This is a genomic window from Lacunimicrobium album (assembly GCF_052161635.1).
Taxonomy (GTDB): Bacteria; Planctomycetota; Planctomycetia; order Planctomycetales; family Planctomycetaceae; genus SXPC01.
This window is the reverse complement of record NZ_CP197413.1, coordinates 1,828,645-1,849,254: the sequence shown is the minus strand read 5'-3', so window position 1 is coordinate 1,849,254 and position 20,610 is coordinate 1,828,645. Positions and strand designations below refer to the sequence as shown.

Below are 20,610 nucleotides of genomic sequence, written 5' to 3'. Positions count from 1 at the left end.
GCCTAGCTGAGATCGTTGAGGAGTTTGACCATGGGGAGGAACAGGGCACATGCGGTAAAGAAGAACGTCAATCCGGTCATCACGATAATGAGAGGTTCAGCCATGGAGGCGATCAACAAGGTCATGTTGAGGGCACGAGCCTCGTACATGGAGCCCAGGGATCGCAAGGAATTCGCGAGGATTTCCGGGCGGCTTTCCCACTGGCAGGTGCGGATGAGTTCTAACGGGAGTTGATCGAGGTGGCTGCTGGCTTCTTCGAGGCTCATGCCGTCGTCCATGCGAGATGACCATTCGCGTGTCAGGCGAATCATTTCTGGATCATCGGTGGCTTCGCCGGCGAGACGGACGGCGGTGGTCAGCTGGACTTCGTGTTCTGTCATGAAGCCAAGGGCGCGGCAGAAACGGGACATTGTTGTGAAGCGGTTGACCGAACCGAAGAACGGGACCATTCGCAGCAGTTTGGGGAACAGATGGGGATCGTTGCGGCTCCAAATGTGGAGTCCAGCGATGGCGAAGATCGCGACGATCAAAATCAAAACACCATAGTTTGTCAGGAGGCGAGATGTACTGATCAATGACGACGTCATTTGAGGAAGTTCGACGCCGAATCCGGTGAAAATGTCCGAGTAAATCGGGATGAGGAAAATCATGACGACGATGAACAGGGCGGCTGCCAGACAGAACAAGAGAACCGGCGGTGCCAAGCCGATCAGCATGCGCATCCAGAGTTCTGAGGAGGTCTTGGCGTAGGTGACGTAATCGGCGAGTGTGCGGTCGGGGTGGCCGGTGGCAATACCGGTTCGCAGGGCGAAGAGCAGGTCTCGGGGCGCGCCGACTTCATCGAGGGCGGCGTCGACGCTTTCCCCTTTTTCGAGTCGATTGGCCAGGGCGAGGAGGTGATCTTTGAGGTTGTTGCGCTGGAAGCCGGGAGATTCCAGTTCTTCGGCGAAGGCGCGGAGTCCTGGGACGACTGGCAGGCTGCCGGAGGTGAGTTCGGAGAGCTGGCCAGCCAGGAGATGCGCATCGCGACGCGAGATCAAACGGCCAGGATTTGCTGGTCGAAGATGCTCGGAAGATGGGTCGTCGCCGGAATTCACAACAGGGCTCCAGGAAAGGGAGAAATGGCTTTTACCGCAAGGGCTCGAAGGACACAAAGGTTCAAGACACCGGGAGGGCGAGGCTCCGTCCGAGCCGCTGTCCTGCGTTGCATCGCCACACTTGCAAGTCGACATCCGATGCTGTGCAGGGAGATGGAGAGACGGCGAGGTCGTCGTCCCATGCGCGGCTCCCATTTCGCAATGCAAAGATGCGGCTCACACGGAGGTTCGCCCTCCCGGGTACGGTAATGACGAAATTTGGATGTCGAAGAACCATGATGGAGATCACTTCTGCCACGGAATTAGAAACTTCGATCAGGAGAAACGGGTCAGGTTTTCGTAGGTTTCGCCCATGGGGACGAAGACCGTGAGTGCATACAGGAAGGCAGCCAGTCCGCCGACAAGTCCGAGGAGGATCATCGGCATCAGCAGTTGGAACCAGAGCAATCGTCGACTGGCTCGTTGCTGATAGAGCTCGGCTGCTCCTTTCAAGGTTGCTGAGGTGCTGGCTGAGTCGTTGCCGTAGGTGATGACCCATGCCAGATAGGGGGAGAGTTCGCGTTTGAGTTTTGCTTCGTTGTCGGCTGATTGGCCGGTTTCATTGCGAACGAACAGATCGAGTAAGGCATCGTCTCCCATCGCCTGGGCGGAGAGGCGTAGCGCCTCGTCGTAAGGAACTTTTTGTTCCATCATGACCGACATGAGTCTGGCAAAGTTGGCGCGTTTGAAGTTTTGCAGAACGGGACGAAGGCCGGGTACGAATCGCCATAATGGCGAGGTCGATGTTCTCAGGAAACGACCATCATTGAATCTGGCCCACCAGATGATGAACGCAATCAACAAGACGGGCGGAATCCAGAACCAGTACAGCGAGGTGACTCGCAGTTCGTGCATCAGTTGGAGAGCCCAGGGGAGTTCCATGCGAAAGTCGGCATAAAAGTCTTCGACACGAACGAAGACCAGATTCAATGTTCCCAGGAACAACAGGTACGCTGTGATCGCGACCATGATCGGGTAGACCAGCGAGCGGTTGATTTGCTGGCGGATCTGGATCAGTCGGAGGACGTGCTCGGTGAAGAGTTGGAGGACGCTGGCGAGCCGTCCACAGGCGAGGCCGGCGTGGACGATTTGCTGGTAGCTTGTCGAGAAGAGGCCGTTGGACTGGGAGATCGCCTGGTCGAGGGGGATGCCCTGGACGAGTTGCTGGTGGAGGCCTCGCAGGGCGCGGTTAACCCGTCCGCCGGTGCGTGGGAGGTAGGCGTCGATGCCGGATTCGAGGGGGCGATCGGTGCTGGCCAGCGGGATCAGGACGTCGTTGACCTGGCAGAGCTCTTTGAGCGTGAGAGGCGAAGTCACTGTCTGGCGTGAAAGGGCGTCGGTGCTCATCTCGCGTCTCCTGAGAGGGCGAGGTCGGTTTCGCTACGCAGGAGATCCGAGCCGAGGACACGCAGGACTTCCTGGAACGAAGAGGTCTTGGCACGGACGACGTCGAGCCCGCGTTGTTTGAGGGAGATCATTCCGTTTTGAATCGCGATCTGTTCGAGTGAGAGGACGTCGATTCGTTTGAGGATGGCTTGTCCGATGGCGGGGTCGTCAGGGTCGAGCATTTCGGAAATGACCATGCGTCCGAAATAGCCTGTGCCACGGCATTGAGGGCAGCCGTTGGGTTCTGCGACTTCGTGAATCCCCTGCTCTGCCAGTTCGATGGGGGCGGGGACGACCTTATGACAGGAGCAAAGTCGTCGGAGGAGTCGCTGGCAGAACGCTTTGAGCAAGCCGCTGCGGAGGAGGTAAGGCTCGATCCCCATGTCGTTGAGGCGACTGACGGCTCGGGTGCAGCTGCCAGCGTGGAAGGTGGTCAGGATGAGGTTGCCGATGAGGGAGGCCTGGAAGACGGTTTCCGCAGTTTCCTGATCGCGGATTTCGCCGACCATGATGACGTCGGGGTCTTGTCTGACCAGCGATCGCAGTCCCGTCATCATGTCCATGCCTCCTTTGGGATTCACCGAGGTCTGATCCACTTCCGGGACCAGGCACTCGACTGGGTCTTCTAAAGAGACAAGACTCCGCTGACCGGCCGAATTGTTGATGATTTCTCTCAAGGCGGCATAAATTGTCGTGGTTTTTCCACTGCCTGCCGGGCCGTTGAGGAGGATGACGCCGCTGGTTTCGAGGAGGCTTTGTTTCAGCGAGACCGCGATGTCCCCGGGGAGGCCGAGGTGGTCGATGGAGTCGAAGCGTCCCGTGGAGGCGAATAAGCGGATGACGACCTTTTCGCCGTGGAGGGTCGGGAAGACGCTGATGCGGGTTTCGTCCTGCGACATGGGGGCGATGATGCGACCTTCCTGAGGGACATCAACGCGGTACGTCAGAAGGCCTGCCAGGACTTTGAGGCGGGCGATGATGTTCTTGCTGATGGCTTCGGGGAACGTCGTGACTTCGTGGACCACGCCATCGATGCGGAAACGCATTTCCATGCCGTTGCCAGTCGGTCGCAGGTGGATGTCGCTGGCGCCGATCAAGCGAGACGTCTTGAGGATCGTCTCAACCAGTGAGGGGACGGAATCGGGGCGCTCGAGCGAGAGGCCTTTGGGGGAATGCTCCCGAAACCACTGTTGCAGTTCCACGGGTGTGTGCTTCCTGTGAGGTGAGTGAGATGGGAGTGGAGACTTGAATCAACTTGCGAACAGAAAAGAAACTGCCTTAGCTTTTACTCATGCGATGGGCGAGTTCGTGGCGTTGGCGGGAGACGGTGTCGACGTGTTCCCAGGTGCCAATGCCTTCGTAGGAGCAGGTCATGACGCTGTCGCCGACTTTGAGGTCGAATCCATTGCTGCGGTCAGACGACGCCTGCATCGTCGAAGTCGATACGGTGATTTGAGGGCCGAGTTCGGAATGAATGCCAATCACAGCGGCCATCAACAGCGCAACCGTCACAAAGCTGGAGACCGCTGTTCGAATGCGGTGATGACGTTCCATTTCTGCGTCGACGTAACGGAGGACGCTGCGTCTGCGTTTGAGCGTGGGCATCTGCTGCTCGCCGACGCGGCGCAGGAGGTCTTCGAGCGAGCGTGAGTCGCCGAAGTCGTTTCGAAAGGTGGTTTGGTTGACGTTCACTGCGGGAGACTTTGTTTAAGAGCTGATCGAAATGTCTAGAATGCATGAACGGGAGGGCGAGGCTCCGTCCGAGCCGCTGTCCCGCGTTGCAACGATTCACCAGCGAATTGACGATAGATTTTGTGCCGGGAACTCAGAGTTGGTCGAGGCCATCATGGTCCAATACACAGTTGAAGTTTCGCAATGCAAAGAAGCGGCTCGGACGGAGCCTCGCCCTCCCGGTTGTGTGCAAATTGTGATGTGTAAATATCGCATCAAACACGAATCCATTTTAAACGGCCACAAGACATTTGGTTGAGGAACTCAGGGTTTGTGTTGTCGGGAGGACTCGAGCAGGTGTTCGAGTTTTTCGAGGGCGTAACGGTATCGGCTGGCGACGGTGTTGGGGGATTCGCCGAGGATGCTGGCGATTTCCAGGAAGGTCAGGTCTTCCCAGATTTTCAGGACGATGACTTCCTTTTGGTTGGGTGGCAGATGTTGCAGGGCCGCGGCGACGGCGTCGCCCAGGTCGATCTGCCAGCAGACGTCGTGAGTGGAGACGTCGATGTCGGGGAAGCTCGAAAGGAGGTCGATCGACTTCTGGCGGTCGAGGAGAGTCAGGGCTTCGTTGCGGGCGATGCGGAGCAAGTAGGCCCAGGGATGTTCCGCCCGGGAGAGAGCCTCGGGGTGTTTCATCAGCTTGAGAAGCGTCGCCTGGAGGACGTCTTCGGCGTCGTCGTGGTGGCGGACGATGGCCCGGACGTAGCGAACGATGCGGGGGCCGACCTGATCGTAAACCGTTCCCAGGGCGCGCAATCCCTCGGCGGCGAGCAGACGGGCTTGCCGACGGAGAAACTGGTCGAATTCCTGGCGGTCGTGGGTATTCATCATAGACAGGATGTCTGGGAATACGTCGATTTGTCTACGGGCGTTCAAAAATTCTGAAAATTTCGCGAAATCGCATCGCGGGCGATTGTGGTCGAAACCGATCGGCGGGACATTCTCTGATTGAAGGTCCGCAACTGGCGGCTTACTATAAAGAAGACAAGGCCCGCGAACACATCCAGGGAGCCCAGTCGGGTTTCATCGCGGGCTAGTCGCTGAAGGGCATTCCATGGCTCGCCTCCCCGGTCGCTTGGGAACGTTGGTCGCTAAAGACCTGATGACCCCTTACGTCGTCACCATCACTGAGAAGATGACAGTCGAGGATGCGATCCGGATGCTCAAGGAGAAGAATCACTCCGGGGCACCGGTGGTTGATGAGTATGGCCATCTCGTCGGGACGATCTCCGTGCGGGATATTATGCAGAATAAAGATGGGCCACACCGCGCGGCTGGTCGAGGGTATCGATCTGGCTCGGTCGACAATTCTGCTTTGTGGCCGCTCGAATTTGCCGAGCAACCGATTGATGAGCACAATCAGGATCTGGTCTTTAACTGGATGCGGCGCGAACCGCCTGCGGTGACGGAGTATTCGCGGTTGATTGATATCTCGCGCTTAATGTGCAGCCATCACATGCACCGTTTGCCGGTGGTCAGCCATACGGGGAAGCTGGTCGGGATCATTACGACGATGGATATTCTGGCGGCGCTGGTGAATATGGCGGATGAGTCGTCGCCTTAGTTATGGGAGTGTATTTTCGTCTGAAGGCGAGCGGGGGGTGTGAACCCCCTGTCCCTTGAGCTCTCTGCTGCCAACACGACATGAGTACGATAAGACTGGTGAACTTTTAAGGGCTGTGTTTTTTCTCGTTGTTCAACTTGTGCTTACAATTTGCGACTGGTTAAGACAGGGGGTTCACACCCCCCGCTCGCCTAAATTCACTACCGGTTGAGTCGTAATTGCTGCTACTTTGCAAGTATAATCAACTCGATTCTGATTCGAGAGACCCCTCAGGATGAACACCATGTTTGCGCTCAATACACGTCTGAATGCGACTGCTGATACTTCGCCGCTTGGTTCCGAGACGGCGGCTGTTGTGATTGATATTCTTCGGGCTTCCTCGACGATGGTGCATGCGTTGCAATCAGGGGCGAAGGAAGTTATCCCCGCGCTGACAGTCGAGCAGGCGTTTGAGTGGGCGGGGCATCTCGGCAAGGAGCAACGTCTGCTGGCGGGCGAGCGACACGGCAAGCTGATTGAAGGCTTTGACCTGGATAACTCGCCGAGGTCATTTACGAAGGAACGGGTGCAGGGGAAGTCGATTATCTTTACGACGACCAACGGGACGCGCGCCCTGTTGATGACAGAGATGTGTGCAGGGACGTTCATCGGGGCTTTCAGTAATCTGACGGCGCTTGCCAAACACCTTGTGACGATCGATGTTCCGATCACCCTGCTGTGTGCCGGGACCGACGGGAATATCTCGATGGAAGATTGCCTGTTTGCGGGTGCGATCTCGGATACGCTGGTCAGGCTGGCTCCCGGTCGTTATGCGTTGGATGACGCCTCGACGATGGCGCGACGCTTTTACCAGCATCAGAAAGAAGAAGCCGATGGGGTGCTGGAAACGCTGAAAGCCAGCCGGGGCGGGAAAAATTTGCTGGAGCTCGGCTTCTCCGAGGACGTGCTTGCCTGTTCTCGCGTTGATTTATTCGATATCGTGCCTCACTGGGATGCGACGACCAACACCGTCAAGCTGATCACTACAGGTGAAGCGTATGACGGTGCGGGGATCTGAAATCTGCGAACATCCCAGTATTGCACGTGTCAAACACGCATTGTCCACGGCATCCAGTCGTGGGTGAATCATTGAATCATTTACAGTTAAAGTAGCTCACTATGGCCGAAGAAAACCTGATGGATAAAATTGTCTCGCTGTGCAAGCGGCGGGGCTTCCTGTTTCAATCGTCGGAAATCTACGGCGGGATCAACGGGTTCTGGGACTACGGCCCGCTCGGTGTCGAGCTGAAGCGGAATGTCAAAGAGGCATGGTGGCAGGAAATGGTCACCCGCCACGATAACCTCAGCACGCTGCCGAATGCTCCTGATGCGTACAACATGGTCGGGCTGGATTGTTCCATCATCATGCACCCGCAAGTCTGGAAGGTCTCCGGGCACTTCGATCTGTTCAGCGACATGATGGTCGACTGCACCGAGACGAAGGAGCGCTTCCGCTTCGATCACCTCAAGGGACGCTGGGCCGAATATCAAGGCAACCGGGTGTTTGTCACCACGAACAAAGACAGCGACGAAGGACTGGCGCACGTCACGCAGGCGGCGTTGTCGTTCTTCAAGCTGCGTAATAAAGATGTCGAGAAAATTACCTTCGGGACCGGTCCACATGGCGGGCTGAGTTTTGATGGCAAAGCAGCTGCGGTTAGTTTCACTCCTGCGGCTTCGGTCGACAAACTGGTCGATATCTGGCATGCGGACACGTTTGATCATGTTCTCGCGCCAACCGCTTCCAAGCTGGGGACGCTGACCAAGCCGCGTGAATTCAATCTGATGTTCAAGACGATCATCGGAGCAACCGGAACCGAGCAGGATGCGGCCTTCCTGCGTCCAGAAACGGCTCAGGGGATCTTCGCGAACTTCAAGAACGTTGTTGATTCGAGTCGCGTGAAGGTGCCATTCGGGATCTGCCAGATTGGAAAATCATTCCGCAACGAGATTACGCCGCGTAACTTCACGTTCCGTTCACGTGAGTTCGAGCAGATGGAACTGGAGTTCTTCTGCAACCCGTCAACGTCGCTGGAATGGTACACTTACTGGCGGAACCGTCGTTTTGAATGGTATCTCAAGCTCGGGATTAACAGCGACAAACTCCGCCTGCGTGAGCACGACAAAGCGGAGATCGCCCACTACTCCGTTGGGACAGCCGACATCGAGTACGCCTTCCCGTTCCTGGAAGTCGGCGACTACGGCGAACTCGAAGGAATTGCCCACCGGGGTGATTTCGATCTTCGCTCGCATATGGAAGGCAAGCTCAAAAAAGACGAGAACGGCAACCTCGTTCCGGAACTCAACGCCGATGGACAACCGAAGTGGCGCGGGTCGGGCAAGGATCTGACTTACTTCGACGACCAGACTCGGGAGCGTTTTGTCCCTCACGTCATCGAGCCCTCTGCGGGAGCGGATCGCGGAACTCTGGCCTTCATCTGCGAAGCGTACTACGAAGACGAAGCCCCGGACGAAGATGGCAAGATGCAGTCGCGGACCGTCATGCGGTTCCATCCGAAACTGGCTCCCGTCAAGGCGGCGATCTTTCCTCTCATCAAGAAGGAAGGGATGCCCGAGACCGCCGCGAACATCTATCGCGAGTTCAAGGAAGCCGGCCTGAACGTCGTCTACGATCAGCAGGCGGCGATCGGGCGTCGGTATCGACGACAGGATGAGATCGGGACGCCGTTCTGTATTACGGTCGATGGCGATACGGCGAAAGATGGCGCGGTGACGCTGCGAGATCGGGATACGCTGGAGCAGACGCGGATTCCGATGAAGGACGTTGTGGATGAGGTGATTAAGCGGATTCGCCAGGCGTAACCACGCATCAGATTGAAGATCATTTTTCGACACAGAGGACACCGAGGTAAGAAAACAGCCAACCAGATTCTGGCTCTTAAAACTCTGTGTTCTCTGTGCCCTCTGTGTCGAAGCTTCTCTTCAGCCTCGCCTAAGATTTGGCACTGATTTCCAGGATGATGGCTCGGTCGTATTTTTCGACGAGGTAGACTTGGAACTGCTTTTCGGCGTGGTCGATGAATTCGCTTACCAGGCCGCGGCCGGGGTCGCCGATGTAGCAGAGTTTGCCATCGGTGAGCGATTCGCTCAGGAGGCGCAGGATCGGTTCGTGGTGGCGCTTTTCGTAGAGGACGTCGCTCGCAACGAGGATGTCGAAATCGTTGTGTGGGAGCGGTTCTCGCCAGTCGTAGGGGAAGCCGTCGTAATTGGTGAGGTGGTTGAGCTTCGCGTTGACGAGGGATGTTTTGACGGAGACGTCATCGTAATCGGTGAAGATGACGGGATGCCCTTGAAGGCCTAATCCGAGTCCGACTAAACCGACGCCGCAGCCGAGTTCGAGGATGCGACGGCCTGACGGGAGCGGGTTGTCCTGAAAGTAGCTGACCATGCGCTGGCTGGTGGGCCAGACGTACGCCCAATACGGCATGTAGCCATCGGCGTCGTGTTTCTGATGGACCTGGGGATCATCGAGGAGATCATCAGCGCTCGAGGGGCGGACGATTTTGGCGCGTCGGTTGCCGAGGTCGATTTCTTCTTCGCGCCAGCCTCCGCTGATCGGGGGCAAGTCATGCATCCGCAGGGTCCATTTTCGAGGTGCGTCGTTTCAAACGGAAGAACTTGATCCCCGGAATGAGGAAGCATAATGCGGCGATGATCCCGAAGATCCCTACGGAAAATTTTGGGACGAGCGCCATGACAATCGATGTCGCAAACAGGACGAGTGCCTGGATGTAAAACTCACCCGAGAGAATCCCTGCCTTGACGAGGAAGACCATCGCCGCAGCGAGTGCGAGGACGGGCGAGAGTGTCAGCGCGGGCAGGCCGAGCAGTGCTTCGACTTCGTACAAGAGGATCGTACAGGCCATACTGCCGGCCCAGGTGTGGGCAATCTGGCGTTCCACGAAGGTCACAGGTCCCGCGCGACGTCGCAGGTTCCAGAAGATGTATGCCCATGTCCCCAGCCCGACCGTCCAGAGCGCCAGGTAGGCCAGTCGTGACGTGACTCCCATCAGCTGCATCCCGTTGGTGATGAAGCAGATCACCAGCAGCACGAAGGCATGCCAGATCCACAGCAGTCCCCAGTTTTCGAGAACGACAACGTGGTGTGTTGGACGCAAGGCCCGGCTGATGACCTGAACCATGCGTGAGGAGCGAGCGGAGACGGGCTCGTTATTCAGGTACGCTTCCAGGTCGTTGGCGAGGTTGCTCGCTGACTCGTAGCGCAGGTCCGCCGGTTTTTGCAGGCATTTCAGGATGATCATTTCCAGATCGTCGTCCACACGCCGGTTGATCAGGTGAGGCGGGATCGGGTCCTGCTCCAGTACCATCAGCATCGTGTCGACGGGCGAGGTGCCCAGAAACGGCGGACGTCCGGTGACCATGGCATAAAGGATTGCGCCGAGGCTGTAGACATCGGTTGCGGCTGAGATCTTTCCTTTCGCGCCGGCAGCCTGTTCGGGAGCCATATAACTGGGCGTCCCCAGAACGGCTCCGCTTTGAGTGATCGACGAGGAGACTTTGACACCCAGCTGTGTCGACGATCCCGGATCACGAGCGGGATCACGACCGGGAACCGGGACACGCTTGGCCAGTCCGAAATCGGTGAGAAAGGGTTGACCGTTTTGATCGATAAGAATATTCGATGGCTTCAAGTCACGGTGAAAGATGCCATGGGAATGTGCAACCGCGATTGCGCGACAGATCGGAATTAAGAGGCGTACCGCGTCGCGCCGAGACAGTGGCCCTTCATCGAGACGACGAGCCAGCGTCGTCCCGTCGATGTAGAGCATGGTGAAATAGGGCTGTCCCTGCCAGTTGCCGAACTCGTAGAGCGGGATGATGCTGGGGTGATTGAGGCGGGCGGCGGCTTCGGCTTCGATGCGAAATCGCTCGAAATCTTCTGGTGTCGCGACGTCTCCACGCAGAATCATCTTCAATGCGACCGAGCGATTGAGAACCGGCTCGCGTGCTTCGAAGACGATCCCCATGCCGCCCCGTCCGAGTTCGCGGATGATCTCGAAGTTGCCGATCTGCTTGAGCGAATCAGGGATGCGTGACGCGTCGGTGCGTAAGAGACTGACTTCGCTGGGAGTCGAGGCTTTGCTCCAGACGTTAGACGTCTCACCGAGGCCGAATTCACTGGCCAGAAGTGCCGTCGCCCAGAGGCTGCGCAGTTCCCCCTCATATTTGGGGTAAGAGCGAAACCAAACCTCAGGATCAATATCCCCGGTGGCGTTCTGTATTTCGAACATCTGCATCAGGACCGCAGCGAGATGCTCTTCCTCATTGGGATAGTCTTCTCGCGACAGGAGCTTGATGGTCGCTTCTCCGCTTCGTAACTGCGACGTCATGACTGCTGTGAATCCTCCGCACCGCCGAGGACTTCGCGCAGTCGACGAAGTGCCCGCAAGTGACGCATACCAGCCGCGGCTGGGCTGACGCCGAGCAGAGTTGCGACTTCGCCGTTGCCGAGTTGCTCGTAGTGACGCATGAGCAGGATTTCGCGGTCGGGTTCTTCGAGGCGATCGAGGGCTTCGAGGAACTGGGTTTCGAGTTCTTTGCGGATGGAAGCGGCGGCTGGAGTCAGTTCCTGGTCTTTGAGAAAGGACGCGAGTTCCTTACTCGAGTCTTTGTCGCCTGCGGGAGCCTGCAGTGATTGTTCTCGATCGACCGAGCGGCGCTGGGCCAGGCGGTGTCGGCGGTGCATGTCGATGATGTGGTCTTGAGCAAGTTGGCGCAACCACAAGTGAAACGGGATTCGCGGGTCTTTCAGGTAATCATCGAGTCGACCGGTGGCTTCGAGCATGACATCCTGAACGATGTCGGAAGCGTCCAGACGTCGCGCGAGGGCTTGGTCAAGCCGCAGATGCACGAGGCGACGCAGTGGCGTGCGGTGACGCTCGATCAAATCATTGACGGCATCGGCTTCGCCCGCTTTGACCTTTGCGAGCAATTCCTGCGTGTTATCCTGCTGAGGCCACATTGCGTGCATTCCATGGGACTTAAAGCATCGTTGGAACGTGTATGGGAATTATAGGCGATCTCTGGCGTTTCGGATACAGAGATGAGATTCACTACAGATGAACAAAGATAGGCAGGGATGTAGAGTAGACACGAGAAAGAAACCCTTAATGAAAGTTTCTATTCCGTATCCGTGTTTTTCTGCGTTCATCCGTGGTTCGGTTTTCCTGCTGGCGAAATCAGTCGAAGCGAGATTCTCGCAACCGGCCGATTGAAGATTCGAAGTGACGTCGCTGGCGTTCTTCTCGGTGTGGATCGCCGGTCATGGCGGTCTGGAGTTCTTCGACGTTGGCGCGGCAGCGTCGGCAGCCAACGGTTTCCAGATGGAACTTCGCATAGCGGACCAGTTCCGGGTCATCCAGCAGGCCGAGGAGATAGCTCGACCAGGTCGTGCGGTCAGGGCAGCTGAGGCCGTGTCTGGCCCAGACGGCTCCGGGGGAGACACCTTCTTCGGACTGGTTTCCGAGAAGCTGGCTGGCTCGGACGCGCAGGTCAGCGGAGTCACGCATCGCCTTTTCCAGACGAGCACTCTCTGTCTCGCAGAGGCGTTCTTCGAGGTAGGCGACCAGTTCTTCGTCGGAAAAGTCGCTGACGGGGGTGGTCATAAATGTTGCTCCGTCGGGACACTGAATTATTTATGAACGGTGGGACGTTCAACTGGATTACCTATGAACGGCGGGGCGTTCAAAAAGTTCAACGGGCTCCATGTCGCGCAGGTTCATCCATCCGAGTTTAATTTCTGGAAACATCCCTGCCACCTCAAAAAAGAACGGATCGACAAACCCGCTCATCCCCCATTCCTGCACAGGCACATCGAACGGAAAGCTGCGGGATTTGATCAGAACAAACCGCGACGCGTGGATCTCACCAGCCAGTCGCAGAGCAATCGAGTCGCTGGTGACATCCCATTGATGCGGCAGCGTTAATCCACTCAGAGAGAACTCGACGATCTCCATCCATGCTTTGGGGAGCAGAATCGCGACACGGCCTTTTTCCCAGGTTCGTTTGAGTTGCTCCTCATTGGCGACCAGTTCCGAGCCGGGGAGTAGAACCTGCAACAATCGAGCCGTCAGGTCCATGGAGTCGATCGCCAGCCAATGCGACTGCTCGCTCGTGAGGGGGAAGATCAGATCCCAGTTGCGTACCACGTCAGCCGCTGTCCCGCCGCCAACAACGATCGCCACGTTGCGCGAACGAAGTCCCAGCAGCAACTTGCCCAGCGCTCCCGGCAGGCCCGGCCAGTCCAGCAGACTTCCTCCGACCTTCAACAGGACCGCCCCGGCCATGTGTTGCACTTTCAACTAATCCTGAACAATTCGTAGGGTCCGCTGTGCGGACCGTCAATCGACGTTCCATCCCGAATCGTGTGTTGAGTGTCGATGAGAGACTTTGTGGACGTTCCTGGCAATTTCACGCATTGATGGTCCGCACAGCGGACCCTACGGTGATAAGCCCTAATCAATCAGCTTATTAATCGGGAACTCAACGATCCCGGTTGCACCGACGTCGCGCAGATGTGGGATGATCTTCCGCACGATGGATTCATCGATGATCGTGTTGATGGCGACCCAGTCCGGATCGGAGAGGGCCGAGACGGTTGGCTTTTGCAAGGCAGGCAGGCCGTTGATGACGGCTTCCAGGTCTTTGCGTCGCACGTTGAGCATCAGGCCGACTTTGCCTTCTGCGTTCAGACACGACTGGAGCATCAGCGCGAGGTTATCGAGCTTGGCTTTCTTGAAGCTGTCTTTGAGAGCGTTCTTGTTGGCGATCAGGCGTGTCGTGCTTTGCAGGACCTCGTCGACGATGCGCAGATTGTTGGCTCGCAGGGATGAACCAGTCTCGGTGACTTCGACGATCGCATCCGCCAGGAGAGGCGGCTTGACCTCGGTGGCACCCCAGGAGAACTCGACGTCTGCCGTGACGCCGTGTTTGGCGAGATACTGGTTGGTCAAGTCGACGGCTTCGGTCGCGATGCGTTTGCCTTCGAGGTCTTTGACGGACTTGATCGGCGAGTCTTCAGGCACGCAGAGGACCCAGCGGACCGGGCGACGCGAAACCTTTGAGAAGATCAGCTCGGAGACTTCGACGACATCCTTGCCGAACATCCAGTCGTAGCCGGTGATGCCAGCGTCGAGGATGCCCTGTTCAACGTAACGGGCCATTTCCTGGGCGCGGATCAGCAGACACTCGATCTCCGGGTCGTCGATGTCCGGATAGTACGACCGCGACGAGAACTTGATGTTATAACCGGCTTTTTTGAACAGCTCTGCCGTGGCTTCCTGCAGCGAGCCTGCCGGAATTCCCAGTTTCAGAATCGACATAACGCGTTATTTCCTCAGAGTGAACGATCTGACAGCCGCAGAGTAACACGAAAAAGACCCTACTTCCACTGTGACGGCCTGTGAACGGCTGATTGAGCATGCACGGAATGGGCGTTCAATGGCCAAAGGGTCGTGTTCTTGCGGCTTCGCCGTCGTGGGTTGGGGGCAACCCCGACTACCCGGGATGCGGCTGACATCATTCACCTTTCGGCTAGAAACGATGTTGACGATCTGTGTTGACGCCGATACTGTGAAATCGTCCGTTGCTACTCTCTGTCAGCTTGATTGCGTCTGCTGATGTGGGGAGACCGATTCCACGGGAGTCCGCAACCGTCTCGTCCTGCCTCCGGCCCTCCCTCCTGCCGGTCTCGATCAACGAGTCGTCGTCATGTTGCGTTTTGTTGTGTGCCCTGCCCTGTTGATCCTGTGGCTTGCGATGACCTCGCGAGCGGCTGAGGATGTTTCTTTTCAACACGAGATCCTGCCGCTGCTGTCGGATCACTGCTTTGCCTGTCACGGCCCCGACGCGGGGAATCGGCAGGCCGATCTTCGACTGGATGAGGAAGAGGCTGCGAAAGCTTCAGCGATCATTCCGGGGGATGCGGAAAAGAGCGAACTGTATCGTCGTATTGCGTCCAGCGATGCCGATTTGAAGATGCCCCCGCCCGATTCGGCGCATGCGCTGACGCCCGAGGACATCAGCAAAATCCGACAATGGATCGACAGCGGGGCGAAGTGGGAAACGCATTGGGCGTTCACGGCTCCAGTAAAAGTCGATGTGCCTCCGGTTCCGACGGGCATGACTGCTCACAACGAGATCGATGCGTTTGTCCTGTCTCGCCTGCAACAAGATGGGCTTTCTCCCTCCAAACCAGCGACACGCGAACAACTGATTCGACGCGTCAGTTTCGACCTGACCGGGTTGCCGCCAACGCTTGCGGAGATTGATGACTTTCTCAACGACACGAGCGCGCAGGCGTATGAACGGGTCGTCGACCGCCTTCTGGTCAGCCCTGCATTCGGCGAGCGCATGACCGCAGAATGGCTGGACGTCGCAAGGTACAGCGATTCGTACGGACTGCAGGTCGATCGGGATCGTTTCGTCTGGCCGTGGCGTGACTGGGTGATCAAGGCGTTCAACGAAAACATGCCCTACTACCAGTTTCTCACTCAGCAGATCGCGGGTGACTTACTGCCGAATGCGACCGACGATCAGATTCTCGCGACGACGTTCTGTCGCCTCCATCCGCAGGAAGCAGAAGGCGGGAGCGTTCCCGAGGAGTTTCGTGTTGAGTATGTCGCAGACCGCTCGCAGACAGTCGGGACGGCGTTCCTCGGGCTGACGTTTGAATGCTGTCGTTGTCATGATCACAAATACGATCCGCTCAGTCAGAAGGAGTATTATCAGTTCACGTCGTTCTTCGATAACGTCGATGAAGCGGGGCTTTACTCTTACTTTACGGAGTCGATCCCGACGCCGACGTTGATGCTCGCCGATGAGAAACGCAAGCAGCAGTTTGCGGAGTTGAAGACGACATGTGATGAAGCGGAACGCAAGGTGAAAAAATGCTTGTCGACTTCTGATGAGGCCTTCGCGAAATGGGCTATGACGAAGGACGCAAAGCCCTCAGAACCGCTCACGGGACAAATTGCGTATCATGACTTTGAAGCCAATCCCGCCGAAGGAACCACACTGGTTTCCGGACGTGTGGGACAGGCTGTTAAGCTATCTGGCGATAAAGGCTATCCAGTCAACGTCGGCAACTTCCAGCGTCATGAGCCATTCTCTGTCAGCTTGTGGATACACACGCCGGATGTGAAAGAACGGGCGGTCGTCTTTCATCGTTCGCGGGCCTGGACAGATGCAGGCAGCCGAGGGTATGAACTGCTAATTGACGACGGAAAACTGGCGTTCTCTCTGATCCACTTCTGGCCCGGTAACGCGATCAGTATTCGGACGAACGACCGGTTGTCAGTGCAGGAGTGGCATCACGTCACGGTCACGTATGATGGATCGAGCAAAGCCTCCGGGCTCGCGATCTGGGTTGATGGGAAACTCGAACCGGTCGACATCGTGCGAGACAACCTGACCAAGAACATCACCGGCGGTGGCGGCGATACGATCACCATCGGCGAGCGGTTTCGCGACCGTGGCTTTACGGACGGGCTGGTGGATGAATTCCGTGTCTTCCATCGAGAGTTGACGCCGCTTGAAATTGCTCAGTTGCGTGACGGGAAGAGCCTGACCGAGGCGATTGGAAATGCAACGACATCGGACGGACTGAAAGAGTATTACCTTGCCACCAGCGACGAGGCTTACCAGCAATCGCTCGCGTCATTGCAAACTGCTCGTGAAGCGTATTTCAAAGCCCAGGATTCCACGCAGGAGATCATGGTCATGCGGGAGATGGAAAAGCCACGGCCGACATTTCTCCTGGCGCGAGGTGCCTACGATGCCAAAACAGAAGAAGTTCCGACCACCACACCAGCCAGCTTGATCCCCTATTCCGACTCGCTGCCACGCAACCGCCTGGGGCTGGCTCAATGGATGACATCACCAGCGCATCCCCTCACCTCGCGCGTTGCAGTCAATCGTCTCTGGCAATCAATCTTTGGCAATGGACTGGTCCGCACGCCTGAGGACTTCGGACGACAGGGACAACACCCGACCCATCCCGAACTCCTTGACTGGCTGTCTCGCGATTTCATCGACCATGGCTGGGACATGAAACGCCTGATCAAGCAGATGGTCATGTCGTCGACCTATCAGCAGTCGACCGAAGCCTCCGATGAGACGCTCGCCAAAGACCCGCAGAATCTTCTCCTCACGCGAGCCTCGGCACACCGACTCTCAGCGGAGATGCTGCGCGACAATTCGCTGGCCGTCAGCGGACTGCTGGTCCGCGACCTCGGCGGTCCTCCTGCTCAGCCTTATGAAGTGGAAGCCTCCTTCAAGCCGGTCAAACGCAGTACCGGCAGCGGGCTGTATCGTCGTAGCCTTTACACCTATTGGAAGCGAACCGACCCGGCCCCCGTCATGATGACGCTCGATGCCTCCAAACGCGATGTCTGCCAGATGCGACGCGAACGGACCGCGACCCCGCTCGAAGCGTTCGTCCTGATGAACGGGCCACAGTTCGTCGAAGCTGCCCGTGTTGTCAGTCAGAAAATGCTGGCCGAAAGCGCGGATATCGACCAGACGCTGACCCGTTTATTCCGCATGCTGGCAAGCCGTTATCCGACGGACAAAGAGTTTGACATTCTCAAAAAACTTTATAGCGATCAACTGTCGTATTTCCGTGACGACGCCACTCGGACCACGCAATACCTTGGCGTTGGTGATACGAAATCGCCCGAGTCGATTGATGCGGCTCAGCTGGCGGCGTTGACGTCGGTCGCGAATGCACTCTTCAGTTTTGACGAAGTTGTCAACCGTCGGTAAAAGGATCTGCCATGAAACGACTTTGTACCGGGTTGGACTCCTCGCTGCTCATGCCGCGTCGGCAGATTTTGCAGTCCTTTGGTGCGGGACTGGGTGCAATCGCGCTCGCGGATCTGATGGGACAAGCCTCATCTGTCCGCGCCGATCAAGGCATCCTCGAAGCTTTGCATCATGCCCCGAAAGCTAAGCGAATCATCTATCTCTACCAGTCTGGCGCCCCGTCTCAGCTGGATCTGTTCGATCACAAGCCGCTGCTCAATGAGAAGCATGGCGAGCAGCTTCCTGAATCGGTCCGAGGTGGGCAGCGTCTGACCGGGATGAGTGGCAATCAGTCGAGTCTTCCCCTGGCTGGTTCTCCGTTCAAGTTCGCCAAGCACGGTCAAAGTGGCATCGAACTCAGCGAGTTACTGCCACACACAGCCAAAATCGCAGACGAGCTGTGCATCATTCGCTCGATGTACACGGAGGCCATCAATCACGGCCCGGGCACGACGTTCATGCAGACCGGCTCGCAGTTCCCCGGTCGTCCGACGATTGGCGCCTGGCTCGATTACGGACTCGGTTCCGAGAACGACAACCTCCCTGCCTTCGTCGTCATGACGACCAAAAATAAAGGGGGACAGCCTCTTGTCGCCCGTTACTGGGGGAACGGCTTTCTCCCGTCGGAACATCAGGGAGTCCGCTTCCGTTCCGGCGATGATCCGGTCCTTTATCTGAGTAACCCTCCTGGAATCGATACCAACAGCAAGCGTCGCATGCTCGATGCGCTGCACGATCTCCACGCCGCTCAACTCGAAAAGCATTCCAGTCCCGAAGTCGAGACCCGTATCGCTCAGCACGAACTCTCGTTCCGCATGCAAAGCGCCATTCCCGAAGCGACAGATCTCTCGTCCGAGCCCGATCATGTCTTCGACCTGTACGGCCCGGGGTCGCGCGATCCCGGCACGTATGCTGCCAATTGCATTCAAGCACGAAGACTGGCCGAGCGTGGTGTCCGCTTCATTCAATTGTTCCACCAGGACTGGGACCATCACGGCAGCCTGCCGACTGGACTTCCTGCCGAATGCAAGCAGACCGATCAGGCGTCTGCGGCTCTCGTCACCGACCTCAAGCAACGCGGCCTGCTGGATGACACGCTCGTCATCTGGGGTGGCGAATTTGGTCGCACCAACTACTGCCAGGGCGAATTGACTCCGAACAACTTTGGCAGAGACCATCACCCGCGCTGCTTCTCCCTTTGGATGGCAGGCGGCGGGATCAAAGGGGGCCTCACCTACGGCAAGACTGACGACCATGGCTACAACATCATCGAGAACCCCGTCCACATTCACGACCTCCACGCCACCATCCTGCACCTGATGGGCATCGACCACGAACGCCTGACTTACAAATACCAGGGTAGACGTTTTCGCCTGACCGACGTGCATGGCAACGTCGTCAAAGACATTCTCGCCTGAGAGAGAACCTATGCCTTCTTCCCGTCCTGAAAGGACGATTTCTGCCAGCCCAGGATGAAATCCTGGGAGCATGGCAGGAAAAGGCGTTTTCGTCCTGTAGGGACGGATTCAACGCGAATGCTACGTGAGCCGTCCCTACAGGACGGGAGATTGTCTTTCTGTCATCGTTACCCCAGGATTTCATCCTGGGCTGACTGAAAATGGCCCTTCAGACCTGAGGCGAAGATGTGAAAATCGACATCGAGTCGACATCAACATGTGCAACGCGGGACAGCGGCTCGGACGGAGCCTCGCCCTCCCGCATATGACCAATCACAATTAATCCTGAAACAACCGTGGGGCGAATTCGGCCAGGTAGTCGCGCCACACCACCCAGCGGTGGGCACCTTCGGTGATTTTGTACTCAACGGGATAGCCTGCTTCTTTCAGCTTCTCGACGGTCTTGTCGGACGTGGAGAGCAGAAAATCCTGCTTGCCGATGCCGAACCAGAAGAGTTTGACGTGATCGGAATTCGGTGGGTTCGTCAGCAGTTCGGGATGGTAAGTGAAGAGATCATGACCGGCAGGGCGGTCGAGGAAGCCGACGATGCCGATGGCTCCGGAACTGAAGACTCCCAGGTAACCGTAGTCTTTGAGGTTGAGCAGACCAGCGTGCAGTGTCTGGGCGCCTCCCATAGACAGGCCAGCCAGGGCTCGGTGGGCAGGATCAGTCGCGACTTTGTAGTTAGCTTCGACGTAAGGGCGGATGTCTGTTTCGAGCTCCTGGCGGAAGCGATCAACTGTCGCATGGCGCTCATCCCCCTTCAGAGAGTTGGGCGACATCGGGCCCTGGTGACCATCTGGCAGGACGAGAATCATCGGCTTGGCTTTACCGTCGGCGATGAGGTTATCAAGGATGAAGTTGGCGCGACCGACAGAGATCCAGCCTTCATCGGAATCGCTGTTGCCGTGGATCAGGTAGAGGACGGGATATTTCTCCTGGCCGTTGGGATAACCAGGAGGGGTATAGACGGTCATCCGTCGGTCCATATCGAGGACCTTCGAGCGGTAGAAGATTTCCGAGACCGCGCCGTGAGGAACATCGCGTCGGTCAAACAGTGGTGAGCCCGGAACATAAACGACGCTGGAGACACGCAGATTCGACTGGCTGGTCGAGGTGTTGTCGGGATCGATCGCGATGCCACTGTCGACGTTGAAGTTGTAGCGGTATGCGCCGGAAGGGTTCTTGCCGGTCGTTCCTTCCCACAGGCCTTTGTCACCCTTCGTCAATGGCAACTGGCCTTTCTCAAGTTCCATATCGCCGCATTGGACGAAGACTTTCTCTGCGTTTGGAGCGAGGAAGCGAAACGTGACCCGGCCATCTTCATGGACTTCAGGGGAAACGTAATCAAACTGGTTGAGTTCTCGCTCTTTCTTTTCCTGAGCATGCAACTGAGAAGCGAGTGAGAAGGAAAAAGCCAAGCCGAGTAAGCAGACCAAGGAGCGCATAGAA

Annotated in this window: 17 protein-coding genes; 5 read left to right on the top strand and 12 right to left on the bottom strand. The window is 57.2% G+C overall.

Features of this window, described 5'->3' with window-relative positions; all coding sequences use genetic code 11:
• Positions 1-2: 2 nt before the first annotated feature.
• The 5 genes from SH248x_RS07335 to SH248x_RS07315 all read right to left on the bottom strand — a co-directional run bounded on the left by SH248x_RS07335 (position 3) and on the right by SH248x_RS07315 (position 5,084).
• Positions 3-1,097, bottom strand: a complete 1,095-nt coding sequence (locus tag SH248x_RS07335) for a type II secretion system F family protein (RefSeq protein WP_459557875.1) — start codon at positions 1,095-1,097, stop codon at positions 3-5.
• A 315-nt stretch (positions 1,098-1,412) separates the two neighbouring features.
• Entirely contained in the window at positions 1,413-2,483 is a 1,071-nt protein-coding gene (locus SH248x_RS07330) for a type II secretion system F family protein (RefSeq protein ID WP_459557874.1), read from the bottom strand.
• Positions 2,480-3,724, bottom strand: coding sequence for a GspE/PulE family protein (locus tag SH248x_RS07325; protein WP_459557873.1), 1,245 nt, complete (start codon positions 3,722-3,724; stop codon positions 2,480-2,482). The genes SH248x_RS07330 and SH248x_RS07325 overlap by 4 nt, the downstream gene beginning before the upstream one ends.
• A gap of 76 nt (positions 3,725-3,800) precedes the next feature.
• A complete protein-coding gene (locus SH248x_RS07320; protein ID WP_459557872.1) occupies positions 3,801-4,214 on the bottom strand; it encodes a hypothetical protein in 414 nt (137 codons plus the stop codon).
• A gap of 303 nt (positions 4,215-4,517) precedes the next feature.
• A complete protein-coding gene (locus SH248x_RS07315) occupies positions 4,518-5,084 on the bottom strand; it encodes an RNA polymerase sigma factor (RefSeq protein WP_459557871.1) in 567 nt (188 codons plus the stop codon).
• 223 nt (positions 5,085-5,307) lie between these two features.
• Between SH248x_RS07315 and SH248x_RS07310 the strand changes: the two genes are divergently transcribed.
• The 3 genes from SH248x_RS07310 to SH248x_RS07300 all read left to right on the top strand — a co-directional run bounded on the left by SH248x_RS07310 (position 5,308) and on the right by SH248x_RS07300 (position 8,679).
• Positions 5,308-5,817 (top strand): CBS domain-containing protein, encoded by a 510-nt coding sequence (locus tag SH248x_RS07310; RefSeq protein WP_459557870.1) that lies wholly within the window; start codon positions 5,308-5,310, stop codon positions 5,815-5,817.
• A gap of 283 nt (positions 5,818-6,100) precedes the next feature.
• Positions 6,101-6,874, top strand: coding sequence for a 2-phosphosulfolactate phosphatase (locus SH248x_RS07305; protein WP_459557869.1), 774 nt, complete (start codon positions 6,101-6,103; stop codon positions 6,872-6,874).
• A gap of 119 nt (positions 6,875-6,993) precedes the next feature.
• Positions 6,994-8,679 carry a glycine--tRNA ligase gene (locus SH248x_RS07300; protein WP_459558594.1) on the top strand — a complete coding sequence of 562 codons (1,686 nt, stop codon included), beginning with the start codon at positions 6,994-6,996 and terminating at the stop codon, positions 8,677-8,679.
• A 130-nt stretch (positions 8,680-8,809) separates the two neighbouring features.
• Here SH248x_RS07300 and SH248x_RS07295 read toward each other — a convergent pair whose 3' ends face one another.
• From SH248x_RS07295 to hisG, 6 genes are all read right to left on the bottom strand, one after another.
• Positions 8,810-9,451 (bottom strand): class I SAM-dependent methyltransferase, encoded by a 642-nt coding sequence (locus SH248x_RS07295; RefSeq protein ID WP_459557868.1) that lies wholly within the window; start codon positions 9,449-9,451, stop codon positions 8,810-8,812.
• Complete coding sequence (locus tag SH248x_RS07290) at positions 9,444-11,228, bottom strand: serine/threonine-protein kinase (protein ID WP_459557867.1); 1,785 nt, start codon at positions 11,226-11,228, stop codon at positions 9,444-9,446. The genes SH248x_RS07295 and SH248x_RS07290 overlap by 8 nt, the downstream gene beginning before the upstream one ends.
• Positions 11,225-11,860: a sigma-70 family RNA polymerase sigma factor gene (locus SH248x_RS07285; RefSeq protein WP_459557866.1), complete on the bottom strand. Its 636-nt coding sequence runs from the start codon at positions 11,858-11,860 to the stop codon at positions 11,225-11,227. Before SH248x_RS07285 ends, SH248x_RS07290 begins: the two co-directional genes overlap by 4 nt.
• A 217-nt stretch (positions 11,861-12,077) precedes the next feature.
• On the bottom strand, positions 12,078-12,503 hold the full coding sequence (locus SH248x_RS07280; protein WP_459557865.1) for a hypothetical protein: 426 nt from the start codon (positions 12,501-12,503) through the stop codon (positions 12,078-12,080).
• Between the two features lie 57 nt (positions 12,504-12,560).
• Entirely contained in the window at positions 12,561-13,184 is a 624-nt protein-coding gene (locus SH248x_RS07275) for a hypothetical protein (RefSeq protein ID WP_459557864.1), read from the bottom strand.
• Positions 13,185-13,352: 168 nt separating this feature from the next.
• Complete coding sequence (gene hisG, locus SH248x_RS07270; protein ID WP_459557863.1) at positions 13,353-14,219, bottom strand: ATP phosphoribosyltransferase; 867 nt, start codon at positions 14,217-14,219, stop codon at positions 13,353-13,355.
• Between the two features lie 388 nt (positions 14,220-14,607).
• Here hisG and SH248x_RS07265 point away from each other — a divergent pair, with 388 nt between their 5' ends.
• Positions 14,608-17,661, top strand: coding sequence for a DUF1553 domain-containing protein (locus SH248x_RS07265; RefSeq protein ID WP_459557862.1), 3,054 nt, complete (start codon positions 14,608-14,610; stop codon positions 17,659-17,661).
• 11 nt (positions 17,662-17,672) lie between these two features.
• The gene (locus tag SH248x_RS07260) at positions 17,673-19,118 is read left to right on the top strand and encodes a DUF1501 domain-containing protein (RefSeq protein WP_459557861.1); all 1,446 of its coding nucleotides are present in this window, start codon (positions 17,673-17,675) and stop codon (positions 19,116-19,118) included.
• 318 nt (positions 19,119-19,436) lie between these two features.
• On the opposite strand, the gene SH248x_RS07255 is transcribed toward SH248x_RS07260, so the two are convergent.
• The gene (locus SH248x_RS07255) at positions 19,437-20,606 is read right to left on the bottom strand and encodes an esterase (protein WP_459557860.1); all 1,170 of its coding nucleotides are present in this window, start codon (positions 20,604-20,606) and stop codon (positions 19,437-19,439) included.
• Positions 20,607-20,610 lie beyond the last annotated feature (4 nt).